Origin of the sequence: Pseudomonas sp. LAMO17WK12:I1 (assembly GCF_900177315.1) — a bacterium.
GTDB classification, from domain to species: domain Bacteria; phylum Pseudomonadota; class Gammaproteobacteria; order Pseudomonadales; family Pseudomonadaceae; genus Aquipseudomonas; species Aquipseudomonas marginalis.
The window spans coordinates 517,607-542,121 of sequence record NZ_FWZV01000002.1; the positions used below are offsets into that span (position 1 = coordinate 517,607).

At 62.1% G+C, this 24,515-nt stretch carries 20 protein-coding genes and 4 pseudogenes; 13 read left to right on the plus strand and 11 right to left on the minus strand.

Features of this window, described 5'->3' with window-relative positions:
* Nucleotides 1-11: 11 nt before the first annotated feature.
* The 3 genes from B9N88_RS04980 to B9N88_RS04990 are packed head-to-tail and all read right to left on the minus strand — an operon-like array spanning nucleotide 12 to nucleotide 2,953.
* Entirely contained in the window at nucleotides 12-1,493 is a 1,482-nt protein-coding gene (locus tag B9N88_RS04980; protein WP_027603602.1) for an aldehyde dehydrogenase, read from the minus strand.
* A complete protein-coding gene (locus B9N88_RS04985; protein WP_027603603.1) occupies nucleotides 1,490-2,323 on the minus strand; it encodes an alpha/beta fold hydrolase in 834 nt (277 codons plus the stop codon). The genes B9N88_RS04980 and B9N88_RS04985 overlap by 4 nt, the downstream gene beginning before the upstream one ends.
* Nucleotides 2,324-2,362: 39 nt before the next feature.
* Nucleotides 2,363-2,953, minus strand: a complete 591-nt coding sequence (locus tag B9N88_RS04990) for an amino acid synthesis family protein (RefSeq protein WP_027603604.1) — start codon at nucleotides 2,951-2,953, stop codon at nucleotides 2,363-2,365.
* 254 nt (nucleotides 2,954-3,207) lie between these two features.
* On the opposite strand from B9N88_RS04990, the pseudogene B9N88_RS04995 reads away from it, so the two are divergent.
* Nucleotides 3,208-3,378: pseudogene (locus B9N88_RS04995) on the plus strand (transporter); the annotation flags it as partial.
* Nucleotides 3,379-3,393: 15 nt separating this feature from the next.
* Entirely contained in the window at nucleotides 3,394-4,179 is a 786-nt protein-coding gene (otnI, locus tag B9N88_RS05000) for a 2-oxo-tetronate isomerase (protein ID WP_027603605.1), read from the plus strand.
* A gap of 335 nt (nucleotides 4,180-4,514) precedes the next feature.
* Here otnI and B9N88_RS05005 read toward each other — a convergent pair.
* The 4 genes and pseudogenes from B9N88_RS05005 to B9N88_RS05015 all read right to left on the minus strand — a co-directional run.
* Nucleotides 4,515-4,964 (minus strand): annotated as a pseudogene (locus B9N88_RS05005) (DeoR/GlpR transcriptional regulator); the annotation flags it as partial.
* A gap of 68 nt (nucleotides 4,965-5,032) precedes the next feature.
* Nucleotides 5,033-5,569, minus strand: a pseudogene (locus B9N88_RS33205) (methyl-accepting chemotaxis protein); the annotation flags it as partial.
* A 327-nt stretch (nucleotides 5,570-5,896) separates the two neighbouring features.
* Nucleotides 5,897-6,976: pseudogene (locus tag B9N88_RS33210) on the minus strand (cache domain-containing protein); the annotation flags it as partial.
* Nucleotides 6,977-7,120: 144 nt separating this feature from the next.
* Nucleotides 7,121-8,011 (minus strand): bestrophin family protein, encoded by an 891-nt coding sequence (locus tag B9N88_RS05015; protein ID WP_027603608.1) that lies wholly within the window; start codon nucleotides 8,009-8,011, stop codon nucleotides 7,121-7,123.
* A 249-nt stretch (nucleotides 8,012-8,260) separates the two neighbouring features.
* Here B9N88_RS05015 and B9N88_RS05020 point away from each other — a divergent pair, with 249 nt between their 5' ends.
* Genes B9N88_RS05020 through B9N88_RS05030 form a run of 3 tightly spaced genes read left to right on the plus strand, consistent with a single transcriptional unit; the run spans nucleotide 8,261 to nucleotide 10,637 of the window.
* Entirely contained in the window at nucleotides 8,261-9,151 is an 891-nt protein-coding gene (locus tag B9N88_RS05020) for a hypothetical protein (protein WP_256221057.1), read from the plus strand.
* Nucleotides 9,136-10,182 carry a GGDEF domain-containing protein gene (locus tag B9N88_RS05025; protein ID WP_027603610.1) on the plus strand — a complete coding sequence of 349 codons (1,047 nt, stop codon included), beginning with the start codon at nucleotides 9,136-9,138 and terminating at the stop codon, nucleotides 10,180-10,182. Before B9N88_RS05020 ends, B9N88_RS05025 begins: the two co-directional genes overlap by 16 nt.
* Complete coding sequence (locus tag B9N88_RS05030) at nucleotides 10,179-10,637, plus strand: metallophosphoesterase family protein (protein WP_027603611.1); 459 nt, start codon at nucleotides 10,179-10,181, stop codon at nucleotides 10,635-10,637. The genes B9N88_RS05025 and B9N88_RS05030 overlap by 4 nt, the downstream gene beginning before the upstream one ends.
* A gap of 8 nt (nucleotides 10,638-10,645) precedes the next feature.
* Here B9N88_RS05030 and B9N88_RS05035 read toward each other — a convergent pair whose 3' ends face one another.
* Nucleotides 10,646-10,957: an ArsR/SmtB family transcription factor gene (locus tag B9N88_RS05035; RefSeq protein ID WP_027603612.1), complete on the minus strand. Its 312-nt coding sequence runs from the start codon at nucleotides 10,955-10,957 to the stop codon at nucleotides 10,646-10,648.
* A 78-nt stretch (nucleotides 10,958-11,035) separates the two neighbouring features.
* Here B9N88_RS05035 and B9N88_RS05040 point away from each other — a divergent pair, with 78 nt between their 5' ends.
* Together B9N88_RS05040 and B9N88_RS05045 are read left to right on the plus strand one after the other, a co-directional pair.
* Nucleotides 11,036-12,127, plus strand: a complete 1,092-nt coding sequence (locus B9N88_RS05040; RefSeq protein ID WP_027603613.1) for an NADH:flavin oxidoreductase/NADH oxidase — start codon at nucleotides 11,036-11,038, stop codon at nucleotides 12,125-12,127.
* Between the two features lie 282 nt (nucleotides 12,128-12,409).
* Nucleotides 12,410-14,536 carry a TonB-dependent siderophore receptor gene (locus B9N88_RS05045; RefSeq protein ID WP_027603614.1) on the plus strand — a complete coding sequence of 709 codons (2,127 nt, stop codon included), beginning with the start codon at nucleotides 12,410-12,412 and terminating at the stop codon, nucleotides 14,534-14,536.
* A 215-nt stretch (nucleotides 14,537-14,751) separates the two neighbouring features.
* Here B9N88_RS05045 and B9N88_RS05050 read toward each other — a convergent pair whose 3' ends face one another.
* Nucleotides 14,752-15,792, minus strand: coding sequence for a hypothetical protein (locus tag B9N88_RS05050; protein ID WP_027603615.1), 1,041 nt, complete (start codon nucleotides 15,790-15,792; stop codon nucleotides 14,752-14,754).
* Nucleotides 15,793-15,879: 87 nt separating this feature from the next.
* Between B9N88_RS05050 and B9N88_RS05055 the strand changes: the two genes are divergently transcribed.
* Entirely contained in the window at nucleotides 15,880-16,440 is a 561-nt protein-coding gene (locus B9N88_RS05055; RefSeq protein WP_027603616.1) for a hypothetical protein, read from the plus strand.
* Between the two features lie 36 nt (nucleotides 16,441-16,476).
* Here B9N88_RS05055 and B9N88_RS05060 read toward each other — a convergent pair whose 3' ends face one another.
* Entirely contained in the window at nucleotides 16,477-17,199 is a 723-nt protein-coding gene (locus B9N88_RS05060; protein WP_027603617.1) for a FadR/GntR family transcriptional regulator, read from the minus strand.
* 48 nt (nucleotides 17,200-17,247) lie between these two features.
* Nucleotides 17,248-18,984, minus strand: a complete 1,737-nt coding sequence (locus B9N88_RS05065) for an IlvD/Edd family dehydratase (protein ID WP_027603618.1) — start codon at nucleotides 18,982-18,984, stop codon at nucleotides 17,248-17,250.
* Nucleotides 18,985-19,176: 192 nt separating this feature from the next.
* Between B9N88_RS05065 and B9N88_RS05070 the strand changes: the two genes are divergently transcribed.
* The 5 genes from B9N88_RS05070 to B9N88_RS05090 all read left to right on the plus strand — a co-directional run.
* The gene (locus tag B9N88_RS05070) at nucleotides 19,177-20,499 is read left to right on the plus strand and encodes an MFS transporter (protein ID WP_027603619.1); all 1,323 of its coding nucleotides are present in this window, start codon (nucleotides 19,177-19,179) and stop codon (nucleotides 20,497-20,499) included.
* A 15-nt stretch (nucleotides 20,500-20,514) separates the two neighbouring features.
* Entirely contained in the window at nucleotides 20,515-21,507 is a 993-nt protein-coding gene (gene araD1 / locus B9N88_RS05075; protein WP_027603620.1) for an AraD1 family protein, read from the plus strand.
* A gap of 10 nt (nucleotides 21,508-21,517) precedes the next feature.
* A complete protein-coding gene (locus tag B9N88_RS05080; RefSeq protein ID WP_027603621.1) occupies nucleotides 21,518-23,098 on the plus strand; it encodes an aldehyde dehydrogenase (NADP(+)) in 1,581 nt (526 codons plus the stop codon).
* A gap of 19 nt (nucleotides 23,099-23,117) precedes the next feature.
* The gene (locus B9N88_RS05085) at nucleotides 23,118-23,981 is read left to right on the plus strand and encodes an SMP-30/gluconolactonase/LRE family protein (protein ID WP_027603622.1); all 864 of its coding nucleotides are present in this window, start codon (nucleotides 23,118-23,120) and stop codon (nucleotides 23,979-23,981) included.
* A gap of 37 nt (nucleotides 23,982-24,018) precedes the next feature.
* Nucleotides 24,019-24,515: substrate-binding domain-containing protein (locus B9N88_RS05090; RefSeq protein WP_143491239.1), on the plus strand; the 497-nt coding region annotated here is incomplete at its 3' end.

The following is a 24,515-nucleotide window of genomic DNA, read 5'->3' on the forward strand; positions in this document are numbered from 1 at the left end:
GTCGGGGTCTCTTAGCGCATCACGAAAGGATCAGGCATGGGCGCCTGGGAGAGGTTGATCCACACCGTCTTCAGCTCGGTGTAGGCGAGCACCGAATCGATGCCGCTTTCACGTCCGTAGCCGCTGTTCTTGAAGCCGCCGATAGGCGCCATGGCCGACACGGCGCGGTAGGTGTTGACCCAGATGATCCCCGAGCGCACGTCCCGCGCCAGGCGGTGGGCGCGGCCGAGATCGCGGGTCCAGATGCCGGCGGCGAGGCCGAACTGCGAGTCGTTGGCGATGGCCAGCGCTTCGGCTTCGTCCTTGAAACGGATGACCGAGGCCACCGGGCCGAACACTTCTTCCTGCATGATCTTCATCGAGTTGCTGTCGCACTCGAACAAGGTCGGCTCATAGAACCAGCCCTCACCGAGGTTCTGCGGGCGTTTGCCGCCGGTGCGCAGGCGCGCGCCTTCGGCGATGGCATCCGCGACCAGGCCTTCGACCACGGCCAGTTGCTGCGCGGTGGCCATGGGCCCCATTTCGCTGGCGTCGTCCTGGGGGTTGCCGATGCGGATGCGCTGGGCGCGTGCCACCAGGCGCTCGACGAATTCGTCGTAGATTTCATCCTGCACCAGCAGGCGTGAACCGGACACGCAGCTCTGCCCGGACGCCGCATAGATCCCGGCAATCGCACCATTGATGGCGCTGTCGAGGTCGGCGTCGGCAAAGATGATATTGGGGGACTTGCCGCCCAGTTCCAGGGACAGCCTGGCGAAGTTCTCCGCACTGCTGCGCACCACATGGCGGGCCGTGGCCGCGCCGCCGGTGAAGGCGATCTTGCGCACCAGTGGGTGGCGGGTGAGGGCGGCGCCGGTGCTGGGGCCGTAGCCGGTGACGACGTTGACCACGCCCGCTGGGATCCCGGCTTCGAGGGCCAGGCGCGCGAGTTCGAGGATGGTCGCCGAGGCGTGTTCCGACGGTTTGATCACGATGGTATTGCCCGCCGCCAGGGCCGGCGCGAGTTTGATCGCGGTCAGGTACAGCGGGCTGTTCCACGGAATGATCGCGGCGACCACGCCCATGGCTTCGTGCACGGTGTAGGCGAACAGGTCCGGCTTGTCCAGCGGCAGGGTGCCGCCTTCGAGCTTGTCGGCCAGGCCGGCGGTGTAGTGGAAAAACTCCGGCAGGTAGCTGACCTGGCCACGGGTTTCGCGGATCAACTTGCCGTTGTCGCGGCTTTCGAGCTGGGCCAGTTGCTCCTTGTTCTCGGCGATCAGGTCACCCAGGCGGCGCAGCAATTTGCCCCGTGCGGTGGCGGTGAGGCCACGCCAGGCCGGGCTGTCGAAGGCGCTTTGGGCGGCCTGCACGGCGCGCTCCACATCGGCTTCATCGGCGTCGGGCAGTTGCGCCCAGGGTTCGGCCAGGGCCGGGTTGAGGCTGTCGAAAGTCTTGCCGGACAGGGCATCGACCCATTCACCGCCGATGCACATCTGGAAGCGTGCGAGTGTCATGCAACGATCCCCTTGATTGGATTGTTTTGGGCGTACACCGTGTCGAGGAAGCCCAGCAGCAGCTGGTTGACCAGGCGTGGCGATTCTACCGGCATCATATGCCGTTGCTCGGCCAGCACCGCAACGGTGGCGCCGGGAATACGATCGGCCAGTTGCCGGGCCATTTCCGGGGTTGAGCCGGGGTCGAGTTCGCCGGTGGCGACCAGGGTCGGTACGCGCAAGCCCTTGAGGTCGTCGGCGCGGTACATGTCCTGGGTCGCAAACAGTTCGTAGGTGGTCAGGTAGCCCTGGGGGTCATTGCCCGCCAGGGTTTCACGCAGGGCGGCGATCTGCGCCGGGTTGGCCGCCTGGTATTCACGGCTGAACCAGCGCGACAGCGCAGCTTCGGCATTCGCATCCGGGCCGTGTTCGGCGGCCTGGGCGGTGCGTGCGATCACGCCGGCACGCTGTTCGGGGCTGCGATTGAACACACTGTTGAGCACTACCAGGGATGTGAGGCGCTCGGGGTAGTGCAGGGCAAACGCCCGGGCGACCAGGCCGCCCATGGAAAAACCGATCACCGTGGCCTGGGGCAATTGCAGGTGGTCGAGCAGCTCCAGCAACTGGTCGGCATACCCCAGCAGCGGCGTGCCGGCGGCCGGGCGCGGGCTGGCGCCATGACCGAGCATGTCGTAGGTGATCACGCGGTAATTCGTGGCCAGGCCAACGACTTGCCCGCCCCACATTTCTTTATTCAGGCCCACGCCGTGGATCAAAACCACAGGCTGGCCTTGGCCGGTCGCCAGATAACTGGTGCCAGCCGGGGTGCGTTCAGCGGTGAGCCGAATCATGGAGCGCTCCTGCATGCTTTTTGTTTTGGCCGGTCTTGCTTACTGGGCTTTTTCAGCGGCCAGCTCTTCCAGGTCGATATAGCGGTTGCCGATACGAGGGTGCAGGCGGCCGCCATCGGCGCAGCCCAATACCACGACGATTTCATCGGCGCGCGGCGAATCCTCGATGTGCATTTCCAGGGTGATGTAGTGCGAACGCAAGCCTTCGTCGTCCTTGTGCATCATCGGGATCTGGATCGAGGTGCCCGGCCCGCCGCGCTTGTTGGTGAAGCTCAGGTAGCTCTTGGCCTTGACCGCTTCACGGTAGTGATTGCCGAAGCGCAGGGTATGGATGATCGCGCTCGCGTGTTCGATCTCGCCATCGGCCCCGACCACGGCAGCCTTGCCATACGCCTCGATGTTTTCGGCACCGCCAATGATGCCCACCAGGCGCTCGACCATCAGCGCGCCGAGGTCGGAGCAATTGGCCCGGATCTCGGGCTTCAAGTCTTCGACGAAGCCACGACCCAGCCATGGGTTCTTCAGCACCACGGCGAGACCGACCATCTTCACCGGGGTATCCGAGGCCTTGCCGCCTTCGATAAAGGTTTCTTCTACGTAGCTGACGATCTTGCGGATTTCGAAACTCATGAGCGGCTCCATCAGGTGTGGGGGAGTGGATTGCGTATGATGGTATACCATAATACGCAAAGCACAAGGGTCGCAAATGAGTTTGCGTGGGGAAAGGCGATAAGGGGTGAGGCGGAGGTTTTCTCGGATCGATGTTAAAAAATGTCAGATTGAAAAAATAATTAACATGATCCGTTCATTGGTGAGTGATCGATCCCAACTCCAACGCGGCTCGCCGGTGTGGTGTCAGCCGCCGTTTTCCTCTGGAGTACCCCATGAACAGTGGCGGGCTGGCTATGTCCCATATCAACGATGCCGGCTACTGGATCTTCACCAAACTTGCCGGGCTTAACGTGGCCGACGGTTTGCGCACGTGGGCGGTGATCACCACCTTGCTCGGCACCTTGGGTTTCGTGATTACATTGTTGATCTGGCCTTTTGTCTGATTTCCAGGAGTTCCTATGCCTCATTTTGCTGCCAACCTGAGCATGCTGTACCCGCAACATGACTTTCTCGAGCGTTTCAGTGCCGCGAAGGCCGATGGTTTTGAAGCGGTGGAGTACCTGTTTCCCTACGAGTACGACGCGCAGGTGCTCAAGCAGCGCTTGAGTGATAACGGCCTGGTGCAGGTGTTGTTCAACGCACCGCCCGGTGACTGGGCGGCGGGGGAGCGGGGCATCGCGAGCCTGCCGGGGCGTGAAGCCGAGTTTCGCAGTGGCTTCGAGCGCGCGTTGGAGTACGCCGCCGTGCTCGGCAACCACCGCGTGCATGTCATGGCGGGGCTGTTGCCATCGGAATTCCTGCGTGAGCGCCATCACGCCGTGTACCTGGAAAACCTCGCCTACGCCAGCGCGGCGGCGGCCAAGGTCGGCGTCACTGTGTTGCTGGAACCGATCAACACCCGCGACATGCCGGGGTTTTTCCTCAATCGCCAGGACCAGGCCCACGCCATCTGCCGTGAAGTCGGCGCGCGCAACCTCAAGGTGCAGTTCGACTGCTACCACTGCCAGATCGTCGAAGGTGACTTGGCCACCAAGCTGCTCCGCGACTTCGATGGCATTGGCCATATCCAGATTGCCGGGGTACCGGACCGTCACGAGCCTGACCTGGGCGAGCTGAACTACGGGTTCCTGTTCGAACTGATGGACCAGTTGGGCTATGACGGCTGGGTCGGCTGCGAATACCGGCCAAAGGGCGACACCTCAGCGGGCCTGCAATGGTTGCGGGACTGGAAAGCGGCTCGGTAGTCGACGAGCCTCTGCGGCGGTTCGGTTCAAATGTGGGAGGGGCGGTGCGACCATTCGACTTGCCCCCGATAGCGGTGTGTCAGCCAACACACCTGCCAACCATGCCGCCGCCATCGAAGCCTCGCTAAAGCTCGACATCTCCCACAGGGGACCAGCGGTGACCATGAGATCTACGGCCGGGCAACTTCCCACCTGCCAACCTCAATCAAATGTGGGAGGGGCGGTGCGACGATTCGACTTGCCCCCGATAGCTGTGTGTCAGCCAGACACCTGCCAACCATGCCGCCGCCGTCGAAGCCTCGCTAAAGCTCGACATCTCCCACACAGGAAGGGGATCAGGCCGGCAACGGATCAGCCGGCAGCATCCATTCAATCCTGCGCGTGCGGATGCCATCTGCCGCTGCCGGCGCCAGGCCGTCGTCGTTGATGATCACGTCGAACGGTTCCAGCCCGGCGATGCGGTACATGCTGAAGGTGCCGTATTTGGAGCTGCTCGCGCCCAGCACGACCTGGGACGCCGATTGCATCGCCACTTGCTTGACCTCGACTTTCAACGCCGAGGGGGGGGTGATGCCTCGGTGCACGTCCCAGGAGCTGATGGACACAAAGGCGATGTCCGTTACCACCTGGCGCAGGGTCGCCACGGCCAGCCCGCCGACGGAAGAATGGTTGTCATGGTCCAGTTGGTCGCCGGTGTGGATCACCGTGACCTGCGTCGCATCCATCAGGGCCTGCACGATCCCGAAGTCATTGGTGACCACCGTCATCCCCGACAGCGCGTTGATAGCAGTGCTTGGGTAAGAGGCGGGGAGTGCGAGGCTATAGTAGCCAATACACGTCCCCGCAGGCGACCCTAGAACTTGAACCGCCCCACCAACCCCTTGAGCTGACCGGAAATATCCGTCAACCGCCCCGATCCGGTCTGCGCCGAGTGGGCAAAGCCTTCGACCAGTTGCGCATCGGCATGGATCTGCGCGATGTGCCGGTTGATCTCTTCGGCCACCTGGTGCTGTTCTTCGGCCGCGGTGGCGATCTGGGTGTTCTGGTCGCGGATCGAGTCCACCGAGCCTTGGATCTTGTCGAAGCTGTCGCGGGCCTGCTGGATGCGTTCCACGCTGGTGTGGGACACCAGCAGGCTGCCCTGCATCTGCTGGGTGACTTCCTGGGTGCGGCGGGCGAGGTTGCCCAGCAGGCTGTCGATTTCACCGGTGGAGTCGGCTGTGCGGCGTGCCAGGGCGCGGACTTCGTCGGCGACCACGGCAAAACCGCGGCCCTGGTCACCGGCGCGCGCGGCTTCAATCGCGGCGTTGAGCGCCAGCAGGTTGGTCTGTTCGGCGATCGAGCGGATGGTGTCGAGGATGGTGTTGATGTTCTGGCTGTCCTGCTCCAGCAACTGCATGGTCTGGGTCGACTTTTGCAGGTCTTCGCTGAGCTTGAGCACGCTGCCGGTGGCTTCGCCGATGTGCTGCTGGCCATTGTGCACGTCGCGGTAGCCTTCGTCGGCACTCGCGGCGGCGGCGCTGCAGGAACGCGCGACTTCGTTGGCGGTGGCCACCATTTCGTTGAACGCGGTGCTTACCAGCTCCACGGCTTCACGTTGGCGGCCGGCGGCCTGGTTCATGTTGTTGGCGACTTCGCTGGTGTCGGCGGCGGCGGTTTGCAGGTCGGAAGAGGCGTTGCCGATGCGCTGCACCAGTTGCGCGATCATGCTCAGGAACTGGTTGAACCAGCCCGCCAGGCTGGCGGTTTCGTCCTTGCCTTGCACCTTGAGTTGGCGCGTCAGGTCGCCTTCGCCTTCGGCAATCTCCTGCAGGCCGTCGGCCACCCCGCGAATCGGGCGCACGATCATGCTCGCAAAACTGGCGCCGACAATCGCGAACACCACGGCCAGGGCGGCGGCAATCGCGGCGATCAACCACGTGAGGCTGGTGGCGCCGGCCATGACTTCATCGCGTTTGATCAGGCCGATAAAGCGCCAGCCCAGATCCTTGGAGCTGACCACGTTGGCCATGTAGGCCACGCCGTTGATGTCGACCTGGGTCACGCCGTCGCCGCGCTTGGCCAGTTCGGCGTAGTTGGGGCCCAGGTCGGCCATCGGCTTGAAGTTATGCTTGGCGTCGCTGGGGTCCACCAGCACGTTGCCGTTGGCTTCCACCAGCATCAGGTAGCCGCTGTCGCCCAGCTTGATGTTGCGCACCAGCTCGGTGAGCTGCTTGAGCGACACGTCCAGGCCGACCACGCCAAGGATATTGCCGGTGGCGTCGGCGACGGTGTGCACGGTGCCGATCAGCACCACGTCGTCCGGTGCCCAGTAATAGGCGCCGGTGCGCACGGTGGCGCCTGGGGCGGCGATGGCGGCCTTGTACCAGGGGCGTACGCGTGGGTCGTAGTTGTTCAGTTTGGTGTCGTCAGGCCAGCTGGCATAACCGCCGTCGGCGAGGCCCAAGGACAAGTAGGCGGTGCTCGGGTGGCTCTTGGCGAACTGATCGAAAATCGCCAGCAGGTCTTTGTTGGTCTGGGTCAGGGGGATTTGCGCGGCGTCGGCGCCGGCGTAGCTCTTGAGGTCCTTGGCCGCGACAACGCGCGGGTCCTTGGCGACGAAGTCGACGTTCTGGCTGATGCCATCGAAAAACTGCTTCATGCCGTTGTCGATCTGACGGATCTCGCGACCGCTGCTGTCGAGGAAATTGGCCAGGGCCCCCTCGCGCAAGTTCAGCACAACCATAACGGCCACCAGGATGACTGGCAGGCACGCGATAGCGGCAAACGCCCAGGTCAACTTTTGCTTGATATTCATGACTTCACCCGCGGGTATTTATATTTTTGGCAAGGAGAAAACAGTGGCGTCGAGCGTCGCATGTGTTGTTTTGAGGGGATGTGGCCCATGCGTACTCCCTTTGTATCGACTGCGGGAGCACGCACTTTAGGCCGAAGGGCGTGTTTATCCGATGCGCTCGCCACCCAGCGCATCACGCTGCATCGATTGCAGGTTTTTCTCGATGGTTTCGCAGATGGCTTCCATCTGGATCTGGTGTTCGCTGGAGCGGAACGGGCTTTGCAGGTCGGTGCCGATGCGTTCGATGGCCAGCAACATAAAGCCCACCACGGTGGACGCCAGCGGGGTGAACCAGCCCAGGGATTCCACCAGGCCCACGGGCACGATCAGGCAGAACAGCGAGATAAACAGGCGTGGGAAATACACGTAGGGGTAGGGTAGTGGCGTGTTGGCGATCCGCTCCATGCCGCCCTGGGCATTGGACAAATCCACCAGGGTCGATTCCAGCCGTGCCAGGCGAATGCTGTCCAGGTGCCCGGTCTTGTATTCCCTGGCCAGCAACGCCGCCGAGCCGGTGAGGATGTCATTGGCGAAATTATTGGTGGCGCCGTTGCGGGCGAATTCCTCGGCGGGGATAAAGGCGCGTACTTCATCAGGGCACGGCTCGCCCTTGAGGTGCGCAGCCAGGCAATTCACGTAGGCCACGTGGCGGCGCAGCAGGGTGGCCTTGACCGGGTTCACTTCGCCGTCGGGGTCGTCCAGCAGGGTCAATACCTGCCGCGCGAAGCTGCGTGAATTGTTGACCATCGCGCCCCACAGCGTGCGGGCCTCCCACCAGCGGTTATAGGCGCTGCTGTTACGAAAGCTGATGAGCACGATCAGTGCCGAGCCCAGCAGGGTGAGGGGCATCAGCGGCAAATTGATCTTGGCGGTGAGGAACAGCATGAAGTCCACGGTGACGGCGACGTCCCACAGCAACAGCCAGAACAGTGACCAGCCCACATAGCCCATGGTCTTGATGATCAGGCGGTACTTTTTGATGATGGCGGCTTTCAAACGACAACCTCGCGGCGAACGGTAGGCAACAGTGCCTTAGCTCGGACGCCGGCTTGCGGGGAAGGTTCGCCGCGGCGACTGAAACGGTTAAGCCGCCTGGGTTTTTTGGAACAATTTTGGTAACGACGATGTCCCCTGAGCTAATCACGCTAGATTGCGCTCAAGGCAAAACGCCATTACCGGTGCTGCAATTGAGATCAGTGAATCCAAGTTGTTTGATCAGGGCTCTTTCTCATGTGCAGTGGTTCGTTGAAGCTGGCGATTGAACAGTCGGCGCGGGCGTTTGAGCGCCATATGGATTTTGACGGGTGTATTCGTACCCATTATTCGGCTCTGCTGGAGTGCTATTCAAAAAGACCGTTTTTCTACAAGACGGCGCTGAAATTCAGTCGCTTGATGGTGTCCTTTACGTTATTGAGCACGTATTTCACCAAGCCGGTCCCCTTGCTGTCCGAGGTGAAAGCGTTTTGTGTGGCGCGCGGGTTCTGTTCGCGAAACAGCCTGGAGTCGATCTTCCTGCTGTTCAGGGCACTGGGGTTCATGACGGTGTCGAGGCATCCGGACGACAGCCGTCTGCGGCTGTTCAGCCCATCGTCCCAAGCCTGCGCGGAGATCCGGCCGATGCTCACGTCCATGGTCGAGCCGCTGGGCGTGATGTGCCCCGAACCCGCGGTGTGCGCCTCAATGGCCGGGTTGGATGATCGCGCCTATCTGGCCCGGTATTTCAAAGGGTTTTCGGTGCTTCTCTGCCGTAACCTGAGCATTGACCTGTTGATACCGGATTGTTATTGGCTGGTAAAACGCGATGCCGGGCATATGTTGATGCTGGCGATCTATAACGATGCGTGTACGCGGGATAACCAGGGCGCAAGTTTCAGGTCATCGTCCTATCTTTCCATCGCTGAGCAACTTTCGGTGTCCAAGACCCACGTCATTCGTCTGGTGCAAGAGGGGGCCGAGCGGGGCTATTTCAAGATTCATTCCAAGACGCAACTTGAGGTCCTGCCACCTTTTGTCGTGCTGGTAAGACGGTTCATGGCCTATTCGTTTGCGATCTGCCTGCACAGTCTTCAACTGAGTCATGCCGATGACACAACGGCCACCCATGCACAGGGAGTGACGGGATGCCGGCAAATGTGAAACTCAGGCCTCGGATGCAGAGGCTGTTGTCGCCCGCCATCGCCCAGGCCGAACTGATCGGGATTTTCGCCTGGCTGGCGGTGTTGCTGGTGGATCGTGGGGGGATGTTCGGTTGGCCGGTGGTGCTGGTCACGCTGGGGCTGTGCGTGGTGTATGGGGTTCACCGGGTGGTGACGCATTATGTGCTGTGGCGGGCGCTGGGCGGGTTCTACATGGTGCTGCTGTCCGCAGGTTTTGCCTATGTGGTGCACACCCGCCCCGCGTTGCAGGTGTTCGCCTTGCCGCTGGCCGTGACCTTGGTGATGAGCAGCGCAATCCTGTTTATCGTGGTCCAGGATTTTCTGGTCTGCGCCGCCCTGGTCTGGTTACTGACGTGGCCCAACATTCAGCTGAGCCTTTATGACGGGGTCGACACCTATGTGTTTATTTTTTGTGCGGCGTCGGTGTCGATCGGCTTTATCTTGAATGTCTACTACCTGAAAAACCTGCGCTCCGTGTTACTGGTCGAGAGTGAGTTTCGGGAATTGGCCGAGACGGATTACTTGACCTCCATCCTGAACCGGCGCGCCTTTATGGAGGGCTTCGCCAAACTGATTGCGGCCGGTGATACCGGTTACTTCATGATGTTGGATATCGACAGTTTCAAATTGAAGAATGACCAGTTCGGCCATGATGTCGGCGACCGGATTCTCTGCGCCATGGCCGCGTGCCTGAAATCCACCCCCGGCAGCCACAGTTTCGGCAGGATTGGCGGCGAGGAGTTCGGCGTGCTGCTGCTGGTCGATGACCCCGATCTCGCCACCGATTACGCGCTGCGCCTGCTGCAAGCGATCCGCTGCAGTGTCGCGCCGCCCCATCACTACACCTGCAGTGCGGGCATGACGCGCTTTACGACCGGGGCCGATATGTCGGCGGTCCTCAAGCGTGCCGACCGCAATCTCTACGCCTCCAAGGGCAATGGCAAAGACCGCGTATATTTGGATGGTGCGCCGGTGTTTCACCGTTCGATGTCCACCCCGGAGGCCCTATGAAAGTTGGCGTGATTTCCGACACCCACGGCCTGCTGCGCCCTGAGGCTGTCGCTGCCTTGCAGGGATGCGGGCAGATCATCCATGCCGGTGATATCGGCAGCCCTGAGATTCTTCAGCAATTGGCACAGATCGCGCCCCTGCACGTGGTGCGTGGCAACAATGACCAGGACGCGCCGTGGGCAGAGCAGGTGCCCGATCATCTGATGCTGGAGGTGGACGGATGGCGGACGTTGGTGGTGCATGACATCGCCGACGTACCCGCCTTACTCGACACGTCTACTCGGCTGGTGATCACCGGCCATTCGCACAAGCCCCTGATCGAATGGCGGGGCGCAACACTGTACGTAAACCCCGGCAGTGCAGGGCGGCGGCGCTTCAAGTTGCCGGTGACGTTGGCGGTGCTGGACGTGCGGGACATGACGATCGAGTCGCGGCTGATCGCGCTGCTGGACTGATCCGGCTTTTATCGTTGCGTCAGGATGCTCTGCAACAATCCCGGAAACCGTTCCTCAAGCACCTCGCCGCGCAATGAATTCATATGGGTAGTGCCCACGCTGCGGGTGTGGACCAGGCCGGCATCGCGCAGGACCCGGAAGTGGTGGGACATGCTGGACTTGGGGCGCCCGCCGTCCAGTTCGCCGCAGCTGGCCTCGGGCACGCCGGCCAGGCAGCGGACAATCTCCAGGCGCACCGGATCACTCAGCGCGTACAACAGGCGCTCGAGGGTCAGGTCTTCCGGGGTGGGGTGTTTAAAGGCTCGCATGAAACGAATCATAACAGGGGGCTATCATCGAATACCATAGTTCGATTACCATCGAACTATCGAATCATCCACTCGCTCCCGGAGTTCTCAATGCCCGCTTTGTTCGAACCGTTCACACTCAAAGACGTCACCCTGCGCAATCGCATCGCCATCCCGCCGATGTGCCAATACATGGCCGATGACGGCATCGTCAACGACTGGCACCTCGTGCACCTGGCCAGCATGGCCCGTGGCGGCGCCGGTTTGCTGGTGGTCGAGGCCACCGCGGTAGCGCCTGAGGGGCGTATCACCCCAGGCTGCGCCGGTATCTGGAGCGACGCCCACGCCCAGGCGTTCGTGCCCATGGTCAAGGCCATCAAGGCCGCCGGCTCGGTGCCAGGCATCCAGATCGGCCACGCCGGTCGCAAAGCCAGCGCCAACCGCCCGTGGGAAGGGGACGACCATATGCCTGCCTCCGATGCACGCAGTTGGGAAACCATCGCGCCGTCGGCCATCGCCTTCGGTGCCAACCTGCCGCAAGTGCCACGGGCCATGACCCTGGACGACATCGCTCGGGTCAAGCAGGACTTCGTCGACGCCGCCCGCCGTGCCCGTGACGCCGGCTTCGAATGGATCGAACTGCACTTCGCCCATGGCTACCTGGGCCAGAGCTTCTTCTCCGAGCATTCCAACCAGCGCACCGACGCCTACGGTGGCAGCTTCGACAACCGCAGCCGTTTCCTCCTGGAAACCCTCGCTGCCGTGCGCGAGGTCTGGCCGGAAAACCTGCCGCTGACCGCGCGTTTTGGTGTAATCGAATACGACGGCCGTGACGAACAGACCCTGACCGAATCCATCGAACTGGCCCGCAACTTCAAGGCCGGCGGCCTGGACCTGCTGAGCGTCAGCGTCGGTTTCACCATCCCCGACACCAATATCCCGTGGGGCCCGGCCTTCATGGGCCCGATCGCCGAGCGCGTGCGCCGCGAAGCCGGCATCCCGGTGACCTCAGCCTGGGGCTTTGGCACGCCGCAACTGGCGGAAGGTGCGTTGCAGGCGGGGCACCTGGACCTGGTCTCGGTCGGTCGTGCGCACCTGGCTGACCCGCATTGGGCGTACTTTGCGGCCAAGGAGCTGGGCGTGGAAAAATCCTCCTGGACCTTGCCGGCGCCTTACGCCCATTGGCTGGAGCGCTATCGCTGATCGGATCCATTTCTAAAGTTGTATAAAAATCCAAATGTGGGAGGGGGCTTGCCCCCGATAGCGGTAGACCAGTCGATGTTGCTGTGACTGATACACCGATATCGGGGGCAAGCCCCCTCCCACGTTTGGCTCGCGTCCAATTTCCTACAGATCGATACAAAGCTGTTACCTGAAAAATAGTGAATGAGAATAGATGTCAAACGCGAATGGATTGATATACCATTCCCGCGTTTTTTGGCAGGTTTGCCGCCCCATCTGGCTCATTCACTAGGTTCAACATCCATGCGTCGTACCCTGATTTCCCTCTGCGTGCTTCAGGCGTTTTCCCCGTTTACCTGGGCCGAGGTTGTCCCTGCCGACAAGGCCAGTCTTGAGCTGCAAGCCACCAATGTCACTGGCGAGGCGGACTACGAGACGGCGCAAGGGCCGGTCAAGGGCTACCACGCCACACGTTCGGCGAGTGCGACGCGCACCGACACCTCGATTCATGAAACCCCGCAGTCCATCAGCGTCGTGTCCAAGGATGTGGTCGAAGACATCGGCGCCACCCGTTTGCAGGATGCCCTGGACTACGCCGGTGGCGTCGGTCGTGCCAACAACTTCGGCGGCCAGGGGCTCACCACCTTCACCGTACGTGGCTTCACCACCGGCGAGTTCTACCGCAACGGTTTCCCGATCAACCGCGGCTACCCGAACATGCCCGACGCCAACACCATCGAACGCCTCGAAGTGCTGCGCGGCCCGGCAACCATGCTGTATGGCCGTGGCGATCCCGGCGGCACCTTCAACGTGGTGTCCAAGCAACCGCTGGCCGAGCCGACCGTGACCCTCGGCAGCCAACTGGATGACCAGGGCATGCAGCGCGCCACCCTCGACGCTTCCGGCCCGCTGGACGAACAAGGTCGCCTGGCCTATCGCCTGAACGTGGTGGGCGAGGGCGGTGACACCTTCCGTGACCATGTCGAAACCGAACGCTATGGCGTGACCCCGGTGATCACCTGGCAGGCCAGCGATGACACCAAGGTGATCTTCGAAGGCGACTTCATGCGCAACAACCACCCGCTGGACCGTGGCCTGACGCGCTACCCCAATCAAAAAGGCACCGCCTCGCGTGACACTTTCTGGGGTGAAAAAGACGCCGGCAAACTGCACAACGACAACAGCATGGCCCAGCTGCGTTTCGAGCACCTGCTCAATGACAGCTGGACCCTGGGCGGTGGTTTCCAATGGCTGGACGGCACCTTGCAAGGCAATGCCATTGAAGCCAACGGCCTGGCCGCCGACGGTCGCACCCTGGGCCGCAACTTCAACTACCGCAAACTGGAGTGGACCGACAAGGACACTCAGCTCAACCTCACCGGGCATTTCTCCACCGGTGGTTTCGACCACACCTTGCTCACCGGCGTCGAATTCGAAGACTACGACTACAAGTCGATCATCCAGCGCTCCAGCGGCGCAGTGGGTGCTTATGCAATCGATATCTTCAACCCGGTCTACGGCCAGGCGCGCCCGAACCTCACGCGTACGCCGACCCACGACAAGGAAAACCTCAAGACCTACGCGGCCTTCGTGCAGGATCAGGTGGCCCTGACCGAGCGCCTTAAAGTGCTCGCCGGCGCACGCTTCGAGCGTTTTGAACACGACTACCACACCTACGTGCCGGGCGGTAAAAGCTGGGAAGCCAGCGACAACGCCGTCACCCCACGCGTGGGCGTGATCTACGACCTCACCGACACCGTCGCGGTCTACGCCGACGCCGCGCGTTCGTTCAAGCCCAACACCGGCGCCAGTCGCCAGGGCGGTGGTTTTGAGCCGGAGAAAGGCAAATCCTACGAGATGGGCATCAAGTGGGAAGCCCTGGACCGTCAACTCAGCGTCGACGCCGCGATCTACCAGATCGAGAAGAAAAACGTGCTCACCACCGACCCTCTCGACTCCACCTTCAGCGTCGCCGCCGGCCAGGTGCGCAGCCGTGGTTTCGACCTGAACGTGGCGGGCAATATCACCCCCGAGTGGCGTGTGATCGGTGGCTATGCCTACGTGGACGCCGAAGTGACCAAGGACAACACCCTGCGCAGCGGCACGCGCTTGCTGAACATCCCGCGCAACAGCTTCAGCCTGCTCAACGTCTACGAGTTCCAGGACGGCGCCCTCAAGGGCCTGGGCCTCGGCGCAGGTGGCAAGTATGTGGATGAACGGGCCGGGCAGACCGCCAACAACGCCTTCTCGATGGACGCCTACACCGTGGTCGACCTGCTCAGCTACTACAAGGTCAACGACAAGGTGCGGCTGAACCTGGACGTGAAAAACCTGTTTAATCGAGAGTATGAAGAAGGTGCGTTCGGCAATGTGTACGCCTACCCAGGTGAACCGCGCACGGTGCAGGTAGGCATTGCCTATACCCTGTAACGCCGCCTGATTGGCTTGCAATGGCCCAGGTGATTGCAAGCCACGTCACAGCCCCGGCAGAAAAGGCACTAAGATCTACCCGATAGATGGGAGTCAAATGTGGGGGGCAAGTCAGATCCTCGCACCGCCCCTCCCACATGTTCTTTCACCTGATTTCAGGGCTGGGGCGGCGCGTTTCACCAGGCGCCGTCGAATCTTCTATCCCGCGTCTGTTATCAATTCTGCCAGCACTGCGCATAGCGCTCACACACGCTATAACGTTTGTCCAATTCGGCCATGTGTGCCCAGTTGTCGGCCATTGCTTCCTTTTCCAGCACTTCATTGAGCCTGCGGTAGAACTGCAGCATCGCACCGTTGACAGCCAATGCCTGAGTGATGTCGGTGGCCGGGGTATCGGGCACCAGGGTTCTTAATGTGGGCGTGTCCAGTCGTGAGAGGCGCGCACGGTACTCAACCTTGTACTGCTCAAGTGCCTTGGCCTTTACGCCCTGAGCCTGGACCAGGTAGTTCACGACGTTCTGACGATACTGCGCCCAATAGGCATCCGGCAGATCAAGGTTCATCTGGGCCTTGCGCTTGTTGACCACCAGATCAGTTGCGTGATCGCGCGCGCTGTCGTCCAGCGGGCTGGCCTGGGGTTTCATTTCCGCGATGATGCTCGGGGCGATAATCTGCTCGGCCAAGGCATCACGCTCCGGGGTGGCGGGGAGGCCTTTCGGCGGCGCGGGGAACAGCGCATTGGCACCTACGCAACTGGGCAGTCCTTTATTGATCACCGGGACCGGTGAGCGCACCACCTGGCCTTTTACTGAATGCAGACGTTTGAGTGTCGTCACACACTGGCTGCCTGCGCCAGTGAACGTCACCTCGTATTCCGCGCCGTTTTGCGGAGTGAGGGTGAAAGCCATGCCGCACACCGAACCTGTGCCTTGGGTATTCAAGTGCAGGAACAGTTCTTTGTTGGCGGGCAAGCGGATTTCCAGGTAGGGCGTTTTTTCGGAGACCGGCGGCATCGACATGTCCGCCCGCCTGCGGGTGTTGGCCAGGAACAGATTGTTAAGGATGCCGGTGGTCTGTCCATCGCAATGTTGCGCATCTATTACACTCAGCGTGGCACTGCTCATGTCGCTGACAAATCGTAGCTTGGCAGCATCCGGTCCGGTGGCATCGGGGTACGTACCCGACACGCTGCAGCCGCTCAATATCAACGCGAAAAATGTTGCGCCGAGCGCACGGCCTGCAAATAAATTACTCATGAAAGGGAGGTCATCCTTAACGCCGATGTTGAGAAGTGCCGCATGATACTGGCAAAGTTGAACTTTTTTCGATGGACCGAGGATTGAATGCGCAAAATAAGTCAGTTGTTTGTGATCGGAACCGTGGCCTTGATGAGTGCCTGCTCGGCATTGCCACCTGAAATGGCATTGGATTCGAAAGTCTATTCCGCCGAAAACGCAGGTCTTGTCCTGGGCGCACTGATCGAGGGTGGGCCCTACGGAACCTGGATGAGCTTTCACAATGTGGACACCGGAAAAGACTATGGCTGGGGCCCCAAGGACTACTACTCGGCATGGTTGCCTGGAGGCACCTATGAAGTCAGTGACCTTGGCTCGCGTCGTGGCGTGATGGGGCCCTACTCGAAGCCGCTGCGCTTTACCGTCACCAATGGACAAATCAATTACGTGGGCGAAATGACCTATGGTTGCCCGCTCGCGGCTCGCCCGGCCGCGATCTATGGCGTGAAAAACTGCGGACTCCTTGCGTTGGGGACCTGCACCGTTGATTACCCCAGCATTGGCATCTGTGTGGTGGATCGACAGGAGCAGTCCGTTCGCACCTTCGTCAAGCAGCACCCGCAATATTCCGAGCTACCGGTCAAGTCGGCCGTGATGTCGACGCGTTGACCCTTGCGCCGAGTTGAGCGTGGAGGCTCAATCGGGTTATAGCGGCGTCAGCACATTCATCACCGTATCCAACGCCACCCGCGTGTCATCCAGCTGCACCAGCGACGCATGCCGCGCGCCGAGGGCGTCGCGGTTCTGGATCGCGGTGAGGATCGCCTTGTGCCGGGGCAGGCTCAGGCCCTGGATGTCCGGGCGGCGGTTGGTGATGTTGATCGACTCGCGCAGCGGCAACGACAGCATGTTGCACATATAGGCGAGCAGGTCGTTACGGGTGGCATCGGCAATGGCGCGGTGGAAGTCCAGGTCGGCCTGCAACAGCTGTTCGTGGGTCTGCGCGGTTTCCATGCCCTGGTAGGCTTTTTCGATGGTGGCGATGTCTTCATCGGTGGCGGTGGTCGCGGCCATGGCGGCGATCTCCGGCTCGAGGATGCGCCGCACACCGGCCAGGGTATTGAAGAATTCACTGTGGGGCGTGGACTGCATCAACCAGGACAATACGTCCGGGTCGAGCAGGTGCCATTTCAAGCGCGGCCGCACCACTGCACCCACCCGTGGCTTGGAATACACCAGGCCCTTGGCGCTGAGCACCCGGGTCGCCTCGCGCAATACCGAACGGCTGACCTTGTACTCCTCGCACAGCGTGGCCTCCATGGGCAGCCGTTCTTCGGGCTTGAAGCGACCTGAAACGATGTGCATGCCCAAGTCCTGAACGATCTGGGCATGCATGCTCTTGCGCGGCTTGGACGGCTGGTGATCCATAACGACAGGGATGCTCCGACTTAAATTCGCGGCATCATAGCATCCCAATTAGTGGGAATGCCGGGGGACTTCAGCCCCACGGCAACCCACCAGGAAGTCAAAGTCGCAACCCTGGTCGGCCTGCAGCACATGGTCGATATACAGCTGGCGGTAGCCGCCGACGATCAGGTTCTGCGGCGGCTTCAGGTCGGCCATGCGCGCCGCCAGCTCTGCGTCGGGGATGTCCAGGTGCAGGCGACCGTTGGCGCAATCGAGTTCGATCCAGTCACCTTCCTTCACCGTGGCCAACGGTCCGCCGGCCGCGGCTTCCGGCGCCACGTGCAAGACCACGGTGCCGTAGGCGGTGCCGCTCATGCGCGCATCGGAGATCCGCACCATATCGGTCACGCCCTGGGCCAGCAGCTTGGCCGGCAAGCCCATGTTGCCGACTTCGGCCATGCCTGGGTAACCCTTGGGCCCGCAGTTTTTCATGACCAGGATCGAGTTGGCGTCCACATCCAGTTCCGGATCGTTGATGCGCGCCTTGTACATGTCGAAGTTCTCGAACACCACCGCACGCCCGCGATGCTGCATCAGCTCGGCGCTGGCGGCCGACGGCTTGAGCACCGCACCGAGTGGCGCCAGGTTGCCGCGCAACACGCAAATGCCACCGTCGGCGCGGATCGGGTTGTCGAGGGTGCGGATCACTTCGTCCTGGCCGTAGATCGGCGAGTCCTTGGTGTTCTCGCCGAGGGTCTTGCCGTTGACGGTCAAGGCGTTCGGGTGCGGAATCAGGTTGGCTTCACCAAGACGACGCAGCACGGCGGGAAGGCCACCGGCATAGTAGAACTCTTCCATCAGGAAGCGCCCGGACGGTTGCAGGTCGACGATGGTCGGCATGCCGCGACCGATGCGGGTCCAGTCGTCCAGGTCGAGCTCGACACCGATGCGCCCGGCGATGGCTTTCAAATGGATCACGGCGTTGGTCGAACCACCGATGGCGGCGTTCACGCGGATGGCGTTTTCAAACGCTTCCTTGGTGAGGATCTTCGACAGCTTCAAGTCTTCGCGCACCATCTCCACCGCACGCATGCCGGACATATGGGCCAACACATAACGCCGCGCATCCACCGCCGGGATCGCCGCGTTGTGGGGCAGGGACGTGCCCAGTGCCTCGGCCATGCAGGCCATGGTCGACGCAGTACCCATGGTGTTGCAGGTGCCCGCCGAACGCGACATGCCGCCTTCGGCCGCGAGGAAATCATCCAGGGTAATGGTGCCGGCCTTGACCTGTTCGCTGAGCTGCCACACCACGGTACCCGAGCCGATGTCCTGGCCCTTGTGCTTGCCGTTGAGCATCGGCCCACCGGTGACCACGATGGCCGGCACGTCGCAACTGGCGGCGCCCATCAGCAGGGCCGGGGTGGTCTTGTCGCAGCCGGTCAGCAGCACCACACCGTCAATCGGGTTGCCGCGAATGGCTTCCTCCACGTCCATGCTCGCCAGGTTGCGGGTGAGCATGGCGGTGGGGCGCAGGTTGGATTCGCCGTTGGAGAACACCGGGAATTCCACCGGGAAGCCACCGGCCTCGATCACGCCACGTTTGACGTGCTCGGCGATCTGGCGGAAATGCGCGTTGCACGGGGTCAGCTCCGACCAGGTATTGCAGATGCCGATGATCGGCTTGCCATGGAACTGATGGTCGGCGATGCCCTGGTTCTTCATCCAGCTGCGGTACATGAAGCCGTTTTTGTCGGCGGTACCAAACCACTGGGCGGAGCGTAGGCCGGGCTTTTTATCAGACATGATCGATTCTCTTATTGTATGACTATATGTTCTATGCGTGCTTAAACATAAGCGCAAAATCGATGCTTTGGAAGAGTTGTTTTGCAAATAGTCCTACTATATAGTCTGGCATAACTGAGGTATGACCCTGGCGGATTTCCGCGAGAGGCGTCCCCCGAGCTTCTATAAAAACAACAATCGGAGATCGACCCCATGAGCCAGGAACTGCGGCTTATTCGGCGCATCACGCTGAAACTGATTCCCTTCCTGATCCTGCTGTACCTGATCGCCTACGTGGACCGTTCCGCCGTAGGTTTTGCCAAGCTGCACATGGGCGCCGACGTCGGTATCGGCGATGCGGCCTATGGCCTGGGCGCGGGGTTGTTCTTCATTGGCTACTTCCTCTTCGAGATCCCCAGCAACCTGATGCTCGACCGCTTCGGCGCACGGCGCTGGTTTGCGCGGATCATGATCACCTGGGGCGCGATCACCATCGGCATGGCCTTCGTGCAAGGGCCGCACAGCTTCTATGTGATGCGCTTCCTGCTCGGCGCGGCCGAAGCCGGATTCTTTCCCGGCGTCCTGTACTACATCACCCAATGGTTCCCGGTGCGCCATCGCGGCAAGATCCTCGGGCTGTTCATCCTCTCCCAACCGATTGCGATGATGATCACCGGCCCGGTGTCCGGCGGCCTGCTGGGCATGGATGGCATCCTCGGCCTGCATGGCTGGCAGTGGCTGTTCATCGTGATCGGCACCCCGGCGATCCTGCTGACCTGGCCGGTGCTGCGCTACCTGCCGGATGGCCCCAGGCAGGTCAAATGGATGAGCGACGACGAAAAGGCCTGGCTCACCGGTGAGCTGGACAAAGACCTGCAAGCCTACGGCCAGACCCGCCACGGCAACCCGCTGCATGCCCTCAAGGACAAACGCGTGTTGCTGCTGGCGCTGTTCTACCTGCCGGTGACCCTGAGCATCTATGGCCTGGGCCTATGGCTGCCGACCCTGATCAAACAGTTCGGCGGCACCGACCTGGTCACCGGCTTTATCTCCGCCGTGCCGTACATCTTCGGCATCATCGGCCTGCTGATCATCCCGCGCAGTTCGGACCGCCTGAATGATCGCTACGGTCACCTGGCGGTGCTGTATGTGCTCGGCGCCATCGGCCTGTTCTGCAGTGCCTGGCTGAGTGTGCCGGTGCTGCAAATGGCCGCGCTGTGCCTGGCGGCGTTTGCGCTGTTTTCCTGCACCGCAGTGTTCTGGACCTTGCCGGGGCGCTTCTTTGCCGGCGCCAGTGCGGCGGCGGGCATTGCCTTGATCAACTCGGTGGGCAACCTCGGCGGCTATATCGGTCCGTTCGTGATCGGTGCGCTCAAGGAATACACCGGCAACCTCGCCTCGGGCTTGTACTTCCTGTCCGCGGTCATGGTGTTCGGGCTGGTCCTGACCGGCGTGGTCTACCGCGTGCTGGAGCGCAAGCACGTACTGCCCGCCGATCAATTCGCCGCCAGCGCCCGTGGCGCCACACGTACTTAATCTGGGAGAAGTCTGATGCGTTTAGTTCAGTTCGAGTCAAGCAACGGTGAACGCCGGGTCGGCGTTGTAGAAGGCGCCACAGTGCGCGAAGTGCGTACCGCGCGCAGCGTGCGCGAACTGGCGCTGGCCGCCATCGAGGCGGGCGTCAAGTTGCAGCAGCAGGTCGAGAGCCTGGGCCTGGGCGACAGCCATGACTACGCCGCACTGTTGGCCGACCTGAAGATTTTGCCGCCGCTGGACCACCCGGACCCGGCCCATATGCTCATCAGCGGCACCGGCCTGACCCACCTGGGCAGCGCCTCGGCGCGGGACAAAATGCACCAGCAGGCCGGCGATGAGAGCGCCTTGACCGACACCATGCGCATCTTCAAATGGGGCGTCGAGGGCGGCAAGCCCGCTGCCGGCCAGGCCGGTGTGCAACCGGAATGGTTCTACAAGGGCGACGGCAGCATCGTCGTGCGCCCAGGCGAAGCCTTCCCGGTGCCACCGTTTGCCGAAGACGCCGGTGAAGAACCGGAAATCGGCGGCCTGTATGTGATCGGCCCGGACAGCCAGCCCTATCGCCTGGGTTTTGCAGTGGGCAACGAGTTCTCCGACCACATCATGGAGCGCAAGAACTACCTGTACCTGGCCCATTCCAAGCTGCGCAGTTGCAGCTACGGCCCCGAACTGCGCGTGGGCGAGTTGCCCCAGCACCTGGCCGGCACCAGCCGCATCCTGCGTAACGGCGAGGAAATCTGGCGGAACGAATTCCTCAGTGGCGAGGCCAATATGTGCCACAGCCTGGAAAACCTCGAGTACCACCACTTCAAATACCGCCAGTTCCTCAAGCCGGGCGATGTGCACATTCACTTCTTCGGCACCGCCACGCTGTCATTCGCCGATGGTATACGTTCCCAACCGGGCGATGTGTTCGAGATCAGCCAGGCCGAGTTCGGCGCGCCGTTGGTCAATGGTGTCGGCAGCAGCGAGGCGGCCTTTGAACCCGGCCAAGTCACCCCCCTTTAAGGAGATCAACATGACCCAGTTCCTCGGCCACAACTACATCGGCGGCCAGCGCAGCGCCAACGGCAGCGTCAAGCTGCACAGCGTCGATGCCAGCACGGGCGAAACCTTGCCGCAGGATTTCTACCAGGCCACGCCGGAAGAAGTCGACGCCGCTGCCAAGGCCGCCGCTGCGGCGTATCCGGCTTACCGTGCGTTGAGTGCCGCGCGCCGTGCGCAGTTCCTGGACGCGATCGCCGACGAGCTGGATGGCCTGAGCGATCACTTCATCGAGCTGGTCTGCCGCGAAACCGCGCTGCCCGCCGCACGTATCAAAGGCGAGCGTGGGCGTACCAGTGGCCAGATGCGCCTGTTCGCCATGGTGCTGCGTCGCGGTGATTTCTACGGCGCACGCATCGACAAGGCGTTACCCGACCGCCAGCCACTGCCACGCCCGGACCTGCGCCAATACCGCATCGGCCTGGGCCCGGTGGCCGTGTTTGGCGCGAGCAACTTCCCCCTGGCGTTTTCCACCGCCGGCGGCGATACCGCAGCGGCACTGGCGGCCGGTTGCCCGGTGGTATTCAAGGCCCACAGCGGGCATATGGCCACGGCTGAACAGGTGGCCAATGCAATCATTCGTGCGGCAGAAGCAACCGAGATGCCGGCGGGTGTATTCAACATGATCTTCGGCGGCGGCGTCGGCGAGGCGCTGGTCAAGCACCCGGCGATCCAGGCAGTGGGCTTTACCGGCTCGCTCAAGGGCGGTCGCGCCTTGTGCGATATGGCCGCGGCACGCCCGCAGCCGATCCCGGTGTTTGCCGAGATGTCGAGCATAAACCCGGTGATCGTGCTGCCCCAAGCACTGCAAGCGCGAGCGGAAGCGGTCGCGCGGGATCTGACCGCGTCGGTGGTGCAAGGCTGCGGCCAGTTCTGCACCAACCCTGGCCTGGTGATCGGTATCGCCTCGCCGCAGTTCACCGCGTTTACCCAACAGGTCGCTCAACTGATCGGTGAGCAACCGGCACAAACCATGCTCAATGCCGGCACCCTGAGCAGCTACGGCAAAGGCCTGGAAAAACTCCTGGCGCACCCTGGCATTCAGCATGTGGCCGGTAGCACCCAGGCGGGCAATCAGGCGCAACCGCAGCTGTTCAAGGCCGATGTGCGCTTGTTGCTCGAGGGCGATGAAGTGCTGCAGGAAGAAGTCTTCGGTCCTACCACGGTGTTTGTCGAAGTGGCTGATCAAGCCCAGCTCAGCGCTGCCTTGCACGGCCTGCACGGCCAGCTCACGGCGACGATCATTGGCGAACCGGCAGACTTTCAACAGTTCGCCGAACTCACGCCGCTGCTGGAACAGAAAGTCGGGCGCATCCTGCTCAACGGCTACCCGACCGGCGTTGAAGTCTGCGACTCGATGGTGCATGGCGGCCCCTATCCAGCGACGTCGGATGCCCGTGGCACCTCGGTCGGCACCTTGGCCATCGACCGTTTCCTGCGCCCGGTGTGCTTCCAGAACTACCCGGATAGCCTGCTGCCCGACGCGTTGAAAAACGCCAACCCCCTGCGCATCCAGCGCCTGGTGGATGGCACGCCATCCCGCGACTCGCTGTAAACACTTATCAGGAGGCGTCATGTCGTGTACCGCTGTCACTGAGCACCGTGCGCAACTGGGGGAAGGCCCGTTCTGGGACGTGCCGACCCAGGCGCTGTACTGGGTCAATATCGCCGGCAAACAGGCCCTGCGCCTGATGGGCGGACAGCTGCAGATCTGGCAGTTGCCCGAGCACGTTTCGGCGTTTATCCCGTGTGAACGCGGTGATGCGCTGGTGACCTTGAGCAGCGGTGTCTACCGCCTGGACCTGGCCACCGAAGCCCTGACCCTGCTGTGCGTGGCCGACCCACAACCGGGCAACCGTGGCAATGAAGCGCGCTGCGATGCCCAGGGCCGCCTGTGGCTGGGCACCATGCAGAACAACATCGGCGAACACGGCGAAGACCTGCCGATCACGCGGCGCTCCGGCGGCCTGTTTCGCATCGATGCGGATGCCCAGGTCACGCCGTTGCTCCACGGCCTGGGCATTCCCAACACCTTGCTGTGGAGCGAGGACGGCCGCCAGGTGCATTTCGGCGACAGCCTGGACGCCACGCTCTACCAGTATTCGATCCAGGCCGACGGCCAACTCGAGCCCGCAACGCCGTGGTTCGGGCCGCACTTGCGCGGCGGGCCGGATGGCTCGGCCATGGACAGTCAAGGCTACATCTGGAACGCCCGTTGGGACGGCAGTTGCCTGCTGCGCCTGACGCCCGAGGGGGAGGTGGACCGCATTATCGAGTTGCCCGTGAGTCGCCCCACCAGTTGCGTATTCGGTGGCCCCAACCTCACCACTTTGTATATCACCAGCGCCGCCAGCCCATTGGATCACCCTCTGGACGGCGCGGTGCTGGCCATCGAAGTCGATGTACCCGGCATGCCTTGCCATCGCTTTGCCGGTTAACCCCAAGACTTAAAAACAACAACAAGGAGTCACCCGTATGAATCATCGTCGTCGTGGTATCCGTTCCCTGTGCTGCGCCGCTGTGGCGGTCTCGGCCATGAGCTTGAGCGGGCTGTTGCTGGCCGCTGAAGAAGTGAAGATCGGTTTCCTGGTCAAGCAGGCCGAGGAACCGTGGTTCCAGACCGAATGGGCCTTTGCCGAAAAAGCCGGCAAGGAACATGGCTTTACCGTGATCAAGATCGCCGTGCCCGATGGCGAGAAAACCCTCTCGGCCATCGACAGCCTGGCCGCCAACGGCGCCAAGGGCTTTGTGATCTGCCCGCCGGACGTGTCCCTGGGCCCGGCCATCGTCGCCAAGGCCAAGGCCAACGGCTTGAAAGTGATTGCCGTGGATGACCGCTTTGTCGATGCCAAGGGCAACTTCATGGAGGACGTGCCGTACCTGGGCATGGCCGCCTTTGAAGTCGGCCAGAAACAGGGCGCGGCCATGGCCGCCGAGGCGAAAAAACGCGGTTGGGACTGGAAGGACACCTA

Bases quoted from the DNA above. Each gene is read 5' to 3' on its own strand.
- B9N88_RS04980 (WP_027603602.1), bottom strand. From the start codon at position 1,493: ATGACACTCGCACGCTTCCAGATGTGCATCGGCGGTGAATGGGTCGAT.
- B9N88_RS04985 (WP_027603603.1), bottom strand. From the start codon at position 2,323: ATGATTCGGCTCACCGCTGAACGCACCCCGGCTGGCACCAGTTATCTG.
- B9N88_RS04990 (WP_027603604.1), bottom strand. From the start codon at position 2,953: ATGAGTTTCGAAATCCGCAAGATCGTCAGCTACGTAGAAGAAACCTTT.
- otnI (WP_027603605.1), top strand. From the start codon at position 3,394: ATGCCTCATTTTGCTGCCAACCTGAGCATGCTGTACCCGCAACATGAC.
- B9N88_RS05025 (WP_027603610.1), top strand. From the start codon at position 9,136: ATGCCGGCAAATGTGAAACTCAGGCCTCGGATGCAGAGGCTGTTGTCG.
- B9N88_RS05030 (WP_027603611.1), top strand. From the start codon at position 10,179: ATGAAAGTTGGCGTGATTTCCGACACCCACGGCCTGCTGCGCCCTGAG.
- B9N88_RS05035 (WP_027603612.1), bottom strand. From the start codon at position 10,957: ATGATTCGTTTCATGCGAGCCTTTAAACACCCCACCCCGGAAGACCTG.
- B9N88_RS05040 (WP_027603613.1), top strand. From the start codon at position 11,036: ATGCCCGCTTTGTTCGAACCGTTCACACTCAAAGACGTCACCCTGCGC.
- B9N88_RS05045 (WP_027603614.1), top strand. From the start codon at position 12,410: ATGCGTCGTACCCTGATTTCCCTCTGCGTGCTTCAGGCGTTTTCCCCG.
- B9N88_RS05050 (WP_027603615.1), bottom strand. From the start codon at position 15,792: ATGAGTAATTTATTTGCAGGCCGTGCGCTCGGCGCAACATTTTTCGCG.
- B9N88_RS05055 (WP_027603616.1), top strand. From the start codon at position 15,880: ATGCGCAAAATAAGTCAGTTGTTTGTGATCGGAACCGTGGCCTTGATG.
- B9N88_RS05060 (WP_027603617.1), bottom strand. From the start codon at position 17,199: ATGGATCACCAGCCGTCCAAGCCGCGCAAGAGCATGCATGCCCAGATC.
- B9N88_RS05065 (WP_027603618.1), bottom strand. From the start codon at position 18,984: ATGTCTGATAAAAAGCCCGGCCTACGCTCCGCCCAGTGGTTTGGTACC.
- B9N88_RS05070 (WP_027603619.1), top strand. From the start codon at position 19,177: ATGAGCCAGGAACTGCGGCTTATTCGGCGCATCACGCTGAAACTGATT.
- araD1 (WP_027603620.1), top strand. From the start codon at position 20,515: ATGCGTTTAGTTCAGTTCGAGTCAAGCAACGGTGAACGCCGGGTCGGC.
- B9N88_RS05080 (WP_027603621.1), top strand. From the start codon at position 21,518: ATGACCCAGTTCCTCGGCCACAACTACATCGGCGGCCAGCGCAGCGCC.
- B9N88_RS05085 (WP_027603622.1), top strand. From the start codon at position 23,118: ATGTCGTGTACCGCTGTCACTGAGCACCGTGCGCAACTGGGGGAAGGC.